The organism is Streptococcus sp. UBA4344 (genome assembly GCF_002393675.1).
GTDB classification, from domain to species: domain Bacteria; phylum Bacillota; class Bacilli; order Lactobacillales; family Streptococcaceae; genus Streptococcus; species Streptococcus vicugnae.
In genome coordinates this window covers 130882-140332 of sequence record NZ_DGTE01000032.1, presented here as the reverse complement: position 1 = coordinate 140332, position 9451 = coordinate 130882, and the positions used below count along the sequence as shown (strand labels likewise).

The following is a 9451-nucleotide window of genomic DNA, read 5'->3' as shown; positions in this document are numbered from 1 at the left end:
GGTGAAATGGAAGTTTGGGCTTTGGAAGCTTACGGTGCATCTAATGTTCTTCAAGAAATCTTGACTTACAAATCAGATGACGTGACTGGACGTCTTAAAGCTTATGAAGCCATCACTAAAGGTAAACCAATTCCAAAACCTGGTGTACCAGAATCATTCCGAGTTCTTGTTAAAGAATTGCAATCACTTGGTCTTGATATGCGCGTGCTTGACGAAGACGATAACGAAGTTGAACTTCGTGACCTTGATGAAGGTGAAGATGACGACGTAATGCACGTTGATGATCTTGAAAAAGCTCGTCAAAAACAAGAAGCTGAATCAGCAGAAGTAGCAGAAGTTTCTGCAGAAGAAAAATAATAATAGGAAAGAACAATTTGGGCATAAGAGTTGCAAGTAAATTTTGCTTCTCTTAGTCGGATTGTTTGGATGAGTCCTATAACGATAAATAATGTCTTGCAGATTGATATTTGTGAGTCATGACAGTTAGGAAGTAGCTCAGCTATTTTCAAAAGTACAATAAAGAAAGGTAAAACTAGTGGTTGACGTAAATCGTTTTAAAAGTATGCAAATCACATTAGCCTCACCAAGTAAGGTCCGTTCATGGTCTTATGGTGAAGTTAAAAAACCTGAAACAATCAACTATCGTACGCTCAAACCAGAACGTGAAGGTCTTTTTGATGAAGTTATCTTCGGACCTACAAAAGACTGGGAATGTGCTTGTGGTAAATATAAACGTATTCGTTATAAAGGAATTGTTTGTGACCGCTGTGGTGTTGAAGTAACACGTGCTAAAGTTCGTCGTGAACGTATGGGTCACATCGAATTGAAAGCTCCAGTATCACACATTTGGTACTTCAAAGGAATTCCATCACGTATGGGGCTTACTTTGGACATGAGTCCACGTGCACTTGAAGAAGTTATCTACTTCGCTGCTTACGTGGTTATCGATCCAAAAGATACTCCGCTTGAACCAAAATCACTTTTGACTGAACGCGAATACCGTGAAAAAATCCAAGAATATGGACAAGGTTCATTCGTTGCTAAAATGGGTGCTGAAGCTATCCAAGATCTTCTTAAACGCGTTGATTTGAAATCTGAAATCGCTGAACTTAAAGAAGAATTGAAAACAGCAACTGGTCAAAAACGTATCAAAGCAGTTCGTCGTTTGGATGTTCTTGATGCCTTCTACAAATCTGGTAACAAACCAGAATGGATGGTACTTAACATCTTGCCAGTTATTCCACCAGATCTTCGTCCAATGGTTCAATTGGATGGTGGACGTTTTGCTGCATCTGACTTGAACGACCTTTACCGTCGTGTTATCAACCGTAATAACCGTTTGGCTCGTTTGCTTGAATTGAATGCCCCTGGTATCATCGTACAAAACGAAAAACGTATGTTGCAAGAAGCTGTTGATGCTCTTATCGATAACGGTCGTCGTGGTCGTCCAATCACAGGTCCTGGTAGCCGTCCTCTTAAATCTTTGAGCCACATGCTTAAAGGTAAACAAGGTCGTTTCCGTCAAAACTTGCTTGGTAAACGTGTTGACTTCTCTGGACGTTCAGTTATCGCCGTAGGTCCAACACTTAAAATGTATCAATGTGGTGTGCCACGTGAAATGGCTATCGAATTGTTCAAACCATTTGTAATGCGCGAAATCGTTGCTCGTGATTACGCAGGTAACGTTAAAGCAGCTAAACGTATGGTTGAACGTGGAGATGAACGTATTTGGGATATTCTTGAAGAAGTTATCAAAGAACACCCAGTACTTCTTAACCGCGCACCGACTCTTCACCGTTTGGGTATCCAAGCCTTTGAACCAGTCCTTATCGATGGTAAAGCACTTCGTCTTCACCCACTTGTTTGTGAAGCCTACAATGCCGACTTCGATGGTGACCAAATGGCCATCCACGTACCTCTTTCTGAAGAAGCACAAGCAGAAGCACGTCTTCTTATGCTTGCCGCAGAACACATCCTTAACCCTAAAGATGGTAAACCAGTCGTAACACCATCTCAAGATATGGTTCTTGGTAACTACTACCTTACTATGGAAGAACCAGGTCGTGAAGGTGAAGGAATGGTCTTCAAAGACCGTGATGAAGCAGTAATGGCATACCGTAACGGTTATGTTCACTTGCACACACGTGTTGGTATTACAGTAGATAGCATGCCAAACAAACCATGGACTGATGAACAAAAACACAAAATCATGGTTACAACTGTTGGTAAGATCCTCTTCAACGACATCATGCCTGATGATCTACCTTACCTTCAAGAACCAAATAATGCTAACTTAACTGAAAAAACTCCAGATAAATACTTCTTGGCACCTGGACAAGATATCCACACTGTTATTGATAGTCTTGATATCAACGTTCCATTCAAGAAGAAAAATCTTGGTAACATCATTGCGGAAATCTTTAAACGTTTCCGTACAACTGAAACATCAGCCTTCCTTGACCGCTTGAAAGACCTTGGTTACTACCATTCAACTCTTGCTGGTTTGACAGTGGGTATCGCCGATATCCCAGTTATCGATAACAAACAAGAAATTATCGATGCAGCTCACAGCAAAGTTGAACAAATCAACAAAGCCTTCCGTCGTGGTTTGATGACTGATGATGATCGTTATGTTGCTGTTACAACAACATGGCGTGAAGCTAAAGAAGAACTTGAACAACGTCTGATTGAAACACAAGATCCTAAGAACCCAATCGTTATGATGATGGACTCAGGAGCTCGTGGTAACATCTCTAACTTCTCACAACTTGCCGGTATGCGTGGTTTGATGGCTGCTCCGAACGGACGTATCATGGAATTGCCTATCCTATCTAACTTCCGTGAAGGTTTGTCTGTCTTGGAAATGTTCTTCTCAACTCACGGCGCTCGTAAAGGTATGACCGATACAGCCCTTAAGACTGCCGACTCTGGTTACCTTACTCGTCGTTTGGTTGACGTTGCCCAAGACGTTATCATTCGTGAAGACGATTGTGGAACTGACCGTGGTCTTGTTATTCGTGCTATTACTGATGGTAAAGAAGTAACAGAAACTCTTGAAGAACGTCTTGTTGGTCGTTACACTAAGAAATCTGTTAAACATCCTGAAACTGGCGAAGTTATCGTTGGTCCAGATGTATTGATTACTGAAGATATGGCAGCTGAAATTGTTAAAGCTGGTGTTGAAGAAGTTACAATCCGTTCAGTATTTACATGTAACACTCGTCATGGTGTCTGCCGTCACTGTTATGGTGTCAACCTTGCAACAGGTGATGCGGTTGAAGTTGGTGAAGCAGTTGGTACAATTGCCGCTCAATCTATCGGTGAACCTGGTACACAGCTTACAATGCGTACCTTCCACACGGGTGGTGTTGCGTCAAATACCGATATTACACAAGGTCTTCCTCGTATCCAAGAAATCTTTGAAGCTCGGAATCCTAAAGGGGAAGCCGTTATCACTGAAGTTAAAGGTACTGTTGTTGACATTGAAGAAGATGCTTCTACACGTACTAAGAAAGTTTACGTTCAAGGTAAAACTGGTATGGGTGAATACGTGGTACCATTCACTGCCCGCATGAAAGTTGCTGTTGGTGATGAGGTACACCGTGGTGCTCCCCTTACTGAAGGTTCTATCCAACCTAAACGTCTCCTTGAAGTTCGTGACACATTATCAGTTGAAACTTACCTTCTTGCTGAAGTACAAAAAGTTTACCGTAGCCAAGGGGTAGAAATCGGTGATAAACACGTCGAAGTAATGGTTCGCCAAATGCTTCGCAAAGTTCGTATCATGGATCCAGGTGATACAGAACTTCTCCCAGGCACACTTATGGATATTGCAGACTTTACAGATGCTAACAAAGATGTTGTTATCTCTGGTGGTATCCCTGCAACTGCACGTCCAGTACTTATGGGTATTACTAAAGCTTCGCTTGAAACTAACTCATTCTTGTCAGCTGCATCATTCCAAGAAACAACTCGTGTTCTTACAGATGCTGCTATCCGTGGTAAGAAAGATCACCTTCTTGGTCTTAAAGAAAATGTTATCATCGGTAAAATCATTCCAGCTGGTACAGGTATGGCTCGTTACCGTAACCTTGAACCACAAGCTGTTAATGAACTTGAAACAAGTGAAGATGCTGAAACAGTTGAAGCAACTGTATCAACAGACGCTGAATAATCTGATTTCACATTTTGAGTTAATAAATGAAAAAGCCTAGGATGATTTCCTAGGCTTTTTCGGTGCTAATTATTAGAGCTAAACAGATGATAATGGTTATAAATAAGCAAATCCTTTTTAAAATCCTTTTAATTTTTATATAATAAAGGCCATAAGGAAGTGAAAAAATGTATCAAGTAATCAAAATGTATGGGGACTGGGAACCCTGGTGGTTCTTGGATGATTGGCAGGATGATATCATCGAAGAACAAGTTTTTGAATACTTTGAAGAAGCTGTGTCATTTTATAAATCAGAATGGCAGTCGTTGAGAATGAACCTGCCAAGTTGTAAGTGTCATGATAATTTTCAAGCTGCTTTCTGGGATCAATCAGAAAAACGTTGGTGTGAAAATTGTGGTGACTATCTGCAACAGTATCATTCCCTTTTAATCTTAAAGGATGGGCAAGAATTGACTGAAGAACATTTTGCTTATCATTTTAATGTTCGAAATGACGAACCTAGTCCCAGGCCTCGAAATTGCAAATTTAAACCTTAACCATGGAATTTTTCCATGGTTTTTTCTTTTTACCAAAATTTTTTACGAATATAAGATTTGAGGAGGTTAAAATGATTCAGGAAAAGGCAAAGCAGCTTATTAGAGATGCTGTTGAAAAGAATGCACAAGATATTTATATTGTTCCTAAAGCCAATCATTATGAAATTTATCAGCGTATCGGAGATGAACGTCAATTTATCCAAGAAGCAGCTATTGATGAGATGACGGGGTTGATTAGTCATTTTAAATTTGTATCGGGGATGAATGTTGGTGAGAAACGCCGTAGTCAGCTAGGTTCTTGTGATTATTTATTTGCTGATGATGAGGAAATTTCATTGCGCTTGTCTACGGTTGGTGATTATCGTGGGCATGAGAGCCTGGTCATTAGACTTCTTTATTCAGGTCGCCATGATTTGCAATATTGGTTTGATGGAGCTAGAAATATTTTAGAAGCGATTGATAGTAGGGGACTTTATCTTTTTTCCGGGCCAGTAGGGAGTGGGAAAACTACTCTCATGTATCAATTGGTTCGGGAAAAATTTCCGGATAAACAAGTCATTACAATAGAAGATCCTGTTGAGATTAAGCAAGATAACATGTTGCAGTTACAACTTAATGATGAGATTGGTATGACTTACGATAATCTGATTAAACTTTCGCTCCGTCATAGACCAGATATTTTGATTATAGGTGAGATTCGAGATAGTGAGACGGCACGTGCGGTTATTAGAGCAAGCTTAACGGGAGTTTTGGTCTTTTCAACGATTCATGCTAAGAGTATCCCGGGTGTCTATGCAAGATTATTAGAATTAGGAGTTAGTAGGCAGGAGCTAGAAAATAGCTTACGAGCTATTATTTATCAGCGGTTAATTGGCGGTGGAGGTGTAGTTGATTTTGCCAAAGGAGATTTTGAACATTACCCACCAAAAAGGTGGAATGAGCAAATTGAAAGCCTTGCTAGAGACGGACATATCAGTGGTGAGCAAGCAAAAATCGAAAAAATTGCCTTTTAAGAAACAGCAGAAGGTTATTCAATTATTTAATAATTTATTTAACAGTGGCTTTAACTTAACTGAAATTGTTTCTTTTTTAAGACGAAGTCAACTATTAGCAGAAGTTTATGTGGATACCATGCAGGAATCTTTGTTAAGTGGTGCAAGCTTAGCTGATATGATGACGAAACTCGGCTTTTCAGATACGATTGTAACCCAGATTGCTCTTGCGGATGTTCACGGTAATTGTCAGCAGAGTTTGTTAAAAATTGATGGCTACTTGGCCAGTATGTCAGTTATTCGAAAGAAATTGATTGAAGTGGCGACTTACCCACTCATTTTACTTAGTTTTTTAATCCTGATTATGCTGGGCTTGAAAAATTATTTGCTGCCACAGCTAGAAAATCAAAATATTGCCACTCAGATTATTAGCCATTTTCCTATGATTTTTTTGGGTGGTTTTGCCTTACTAGGCTTAGGAAGTTTTTTAGGATTTTTGTACGCAAAGCGTCTATCACCGATTTACCTTTATAGTCAGCTAAGCCGTCTTCCGATTTTGGGACGCTTTGTTCGATTATATTTGACGGCTTATTATGCGCGTGAATGGGGAAATCTGATTGGACAAGGAGTTGAATTAATGGAGATTGTTGAACTTATGCAAAGACAAAAATCCCGTCTTTTTCAAGAAATTGGAAAGGACATGCAAGAAGCTTTGCTTGCTGGGCAATCTTTTCATCAAAAGGTTCTAGATTATCCTTTTTTCTTGCGTGAACTTAGCTTGATGATTGAGTACGGTGAAGTCAAATCAAAATTAGGGCGTGAACTGGATATTTACGCAGAGGACACTTGGCAGAATTTCTTTAGCCAATTAACACAAGCGACACAATTGATTCAACCTTTGGTTTTTGTTTTTGTTGCTTTAATCATCGTTTTAATTTATGTGGCAATGCTTTTGCCAATGTATCAAAATATGGGAGGAAATTTTTAATGAAAAAAATTTGGAAAAAACTACGTAAAAAGTCTGTGGAAGCTTTCACACTTGTGGAGATGTTGATTGTCCTGCTAATCATTGGTGTCTTGATGTTGTTATTTGTGCCGAACTTGAGTAAGCAAAAAGAGGTCGTGCATGAAAAAGGGGATGCTGCTGTTGTTAAGGTTGTTGAGAGTCAGATGGATCTTTATGAGGTTAAAACTGGAGATAAAGCTAGTGTAGATGACTTGGTAGAAGTTGGCTATATTACAAAAGAACAAGCCAAAACTTACAATGAAGCTAAGAAGTAAGACGCTAGCAGCTTTTACCCTTATTGAAAGTTTGCTGACCTTAATGGTTTCTTGTTTTATAGTCATCATGTTTTCTCATTCGGTTAACGACATTTTTCAGTCTGTTGAGGAAAAGCTATTTTTCCTCTCTTTTGAAAATTGCTACCGCGATACACAAAAATTGGCCAGTATGAAGCAGGAAAGTCAAACCTTGCAAATATCACAAGATGGCATTTCAAATGGGATGACTAGTGTTACTTTACCTCAAACAGTGTCTGTAGCCAAAAATTATCAGGTTGTTTTTGATAAATCTGGGGGCAATTCATCTTTAGCAAAACTACAGTTTTATACTGAAACTCAAGAAGTTGATTATCAATTGTACATAGGAAGTGGTAACTATAAAAAAACAGAAACTAAAAGCCTACATACTCCTTGAAGGATTGGTATCTTTAGCCTTGTTAGCAACGATTACTAGTCTTGTTTTGGGGGAGATGGATCATAGTCGTCAACGTATGCAAGAAAGCCTACACCAACAAGAAGTGTTAAATGTGGCAACGATGGCAGTTCAAACAGGACAAAATCACTTGGTAATAAATGGTGTCGATGTTGAAATTGTTAAACATGATGGTGAGATTCATGTTTTTGACGGTCAAAATGAGGTTTTATATGTCAAGAAAAACTAGACTAAAAGCTTTTACCCTTTTAGAAAGCTTAGTTGCCCTGCTGGTCATTTCAGGATCAATACTGGTCTATAAAGGTTTAACTCAGTCGATTTCAAGTAACGTTCACTATTTGTCTGTTAACGAGGAAGATAAATGGTTGCTCTTTTCTCAGCAGTTACGTTCAGAACTTGAGGAATGTCAGTTAGATAAAGTCGCTGACAATAAGCTTTATGTTAATAAAGCTGGTCAACAGTTAGCTTATGGCTTATCTAAGGCAGATGACTTTAGAAAGACAAATGCTTCTGGTCAGGGCTACCAACCCATGCTTTTTGGAGTGACGTCATCCAGTGTAACTCAGGATGACAATAAGGTGATGATTAAATTGCAATTGGGCAAAGATGTGGAGAGATGTTTTGTTTACACTTTTGAAAAAAGAAGTTAAAGCAGGCATTTTATTGTATGCTTTATTGATGGCGGCGATTTTTGCTTTGTTGTTGCAGTTTTATTTGGGGCGCGTGGTTGCAAGCGAGCGCCAACATCAAGCTCAGATAAAATCTGCTCAAGCTTATTTAATGGCAGAAATCAGTAAAGATTTGGTAAAAGATGACTCTGGACAATACCAATTTGATAAAGGATTTGTTACCTACCAACACAAAGATGACGTTTTAGTAGAAACAGTGACATTAGAGAGCAAAGAAGAGTTTCATTATACTTTTTACCTTCCTAAAAAAGAAAATCAAGCACCTGAGAAAGAAAGTCACTAGTGCTTTCTTTTCATTTTCAAGGTTTTTTGATATGATTAATTTTGGAGGGGAAAATGAATTTTGAAAAAATCGAAACAGCTTATGGGCTGATTCTAGAAAATATACAGTTAATCGAAAATGAGTTGAAAACACACATTTACGATGCACTTATTGAACAAAACTCTTTTTATCTTGGTGCTGAAGGTGCCAATGAAACAGTAGCTGCAAATAATGAAAAACTACGCCAACTTGATTTAAGTAAAGAAGAATGGCGTCGTGCTTTTCAGTTTATTTTTATTAAAGCTGCTCAGACAGAAGCACTTCAGGCAAACCACCAATTTACACCTGATGCTATTGGCTTTATCTTAATGTTCCTTATTGAGAATTTGACAGCTTCAAAAGAACTTGATGTTTTAGAAATTGGTAGCGGAACAGGTAATCTTGCTCAAACCTTGCTAAATAATTCATCTAAAGACTTGAATTACCTTGGAATTGAAGTTGATGATTTGTTAATCGATTTGTCAGCAAGTATTGCCGAAGTGATGGATTCTAAAGCTCAATTTATTCAAGAAGATGCTGTACGACCACAGATTCTTAAGGAAAGTGATGTCATCATCAGTGACCTTCCAGTCGGCTTCTATCCAAATGATGAAATTGCGAAACGCTATAAAGTAGCAAGTAGTGAAGGGCATACTTATGCGCATCATTTGTTGATGGAACAATCTCTCAAATATCTCAAAAAAGATGGTATTGCTGTCTTTTTAGCACCGGTTAGTCTTTTGACAAGTAAACAAAGTGATTTGTTAAAGGCATGGTTGAAGGATTACGCTGATGTTATTGCGGTGATTACTTTACCAGAATCTATTTTCGGCAATGCGGCCAATGCTAAGTCAATTTTTGTCTTAAAGAAACAGGCTGAACATACCCCAGAAACATTTGTTTACCCGCTTGCTGACTTGCAAAGTCGCGAAGCTCTGACAGATTTTATTGAGAAATTCAAAAAATGGAATGTTGAAAATATGATTTTTTAAAATAGTTGTGCTAAAATAGAGATATATTATGAAAGCGCTTTAGAGGTAAATTT

At 38.6% G+C, this 9451-nt stretch carries 11 protein-coding genes; all 11 read left to right on the top strand.

Annotated features, from left to right (window positions below):
• A partial coding sequence (locus B4D49_RS06515) for a hypothetical protein (RefSeq protein WP_286783582.1) occupies window positions 1–357 on the top strand: 357 nt, incomplete at its 5' end.
• Between the two features lie 178 nt (window positions 358–535).
• The gene (rpoC, locus tag B4D49_RS06510; RefSeq protein WP_286783581.1) at window positions 536–4174 is read left to right on the top strand and encodes a DNA-directed RNA polymerase subunit beta'; all 3639 of its coding nucleotides are present in this window, start codon (window positions 536–538) and stop codon (window positions 4172–4174) included.
• 167 nt (window positions 4175–4341) lie between these two features.
• On the top strand, window positions 4342–4710 hold the full coding sequence (locus B4D49_RS06505; protein WP_199544716.1) for a DUF1033 family protein: 369 nt from the start codon (window positions 4342–4344) through the stop codon (window positions 4708–4710).
• 71 nt (window positions 4711–4781) lie between these two features.
• Window positions 4782–5723 carry a competence type IV pilus ATPase ComGA gene (gene comGA / locus B4D49_RS06500; RefSeq protein ID WP_286783580.1) on the top strand — a complete coding sequence of 314 codons (942 nt, stop codon included), beginning with the start codon at window positions 4782–4784 and terminating at the stop codon, window positions 5721–5723.
• Entirely contained in the window at window positions 5647–6690 is a 1044-nt protein-coding gene (gene comGB / locus B4D49_RS06495) for a competence type IV pilus assembly protein ComGB (RefSeq protein WP_206282051.1), read from the top strand. Before comGA ends, comGB begins: the two co-directional genes overlap by 77 nt.
• The gene (comGC, locus tag B4D49_RS06490) at window positions 6690–6983 is read left to right on the top strand and encodes a competence type IV pilus major pilin ComGC (RefSeq protein WP_132869474.1); all 294 of its coding nucleotides are present in this window, start codon (window positions 6690–6692) and stop codon (window positions 6981–6983) included. Before comGB ends, comGC begins: the two co-directional genes overlap by 1 nt.
• Entirely contained in the window at window positions 6967–7398 is a 432-nt protein-coding gene (gene comGD, locus B4D49_RS06485; RefSeq protein ID WP_286783586.1) for a competence type IV pilus minor pilin ComGD, read from the top strand. Before comGC ends, comGD begins: the two co-directional genes overlap by 17 nt.
• Window positions 7352–7645 (top strand): competence type IV pilus minor pilin ComGE, encoded by a 294-nt coding sequence (comGE, locus tag B4D49_RS06480; protein ID WP_199544710.1) that lies wholly within the window; start codon window positions 7352–7354, stop codon window positions 7643–7645. The genes comGD and comGE overlap by 47 nt, the downstream gene beginning before the upstream one ends.
• Window positions 7629–8066 carry a competence type IV pilus minor pilin ComGF gene (gene comGF / locus B4D49_RS06475; protein ID WP_132869475.1) on the top strand — a complete coding sequence of 146 codons (438 nt, stop codon included), beginning with the start codon at window positions 7629–7631 and terminating at the stop codon, window positions 8064–8066. The genes comGE and comGF overlap by 17 nt, the downstream gene beginning before the upstream one ends.
• Window positions 8050–8388, top strand: a complete 339-nt coding sequence (gene comGG / locus B4D49_RS06470; protein ID WP_414717963.1) for a competence type IV pilus minor pilin ComGG — start codon at window positions 8050–8052, stop codon at window positions 8386–8388. The genes comGF and comGG overlap by 17 nt, the downstream gene beginning before the upstream one ends.
• Window positions 8389–8441: 53 nt before the next feature.
• Window positions 8442–9398, top strand: coding sequence for a class I SAM-dependent methyltransferase (locus B4D49_RS06465; protein WP_132869477.1), 957 nt, complete (start codon window positions 8442–8444; stop codon window positions 9396–9398).
• Window positions 9399–9451 lie beyond the last annotated feature (53 nt).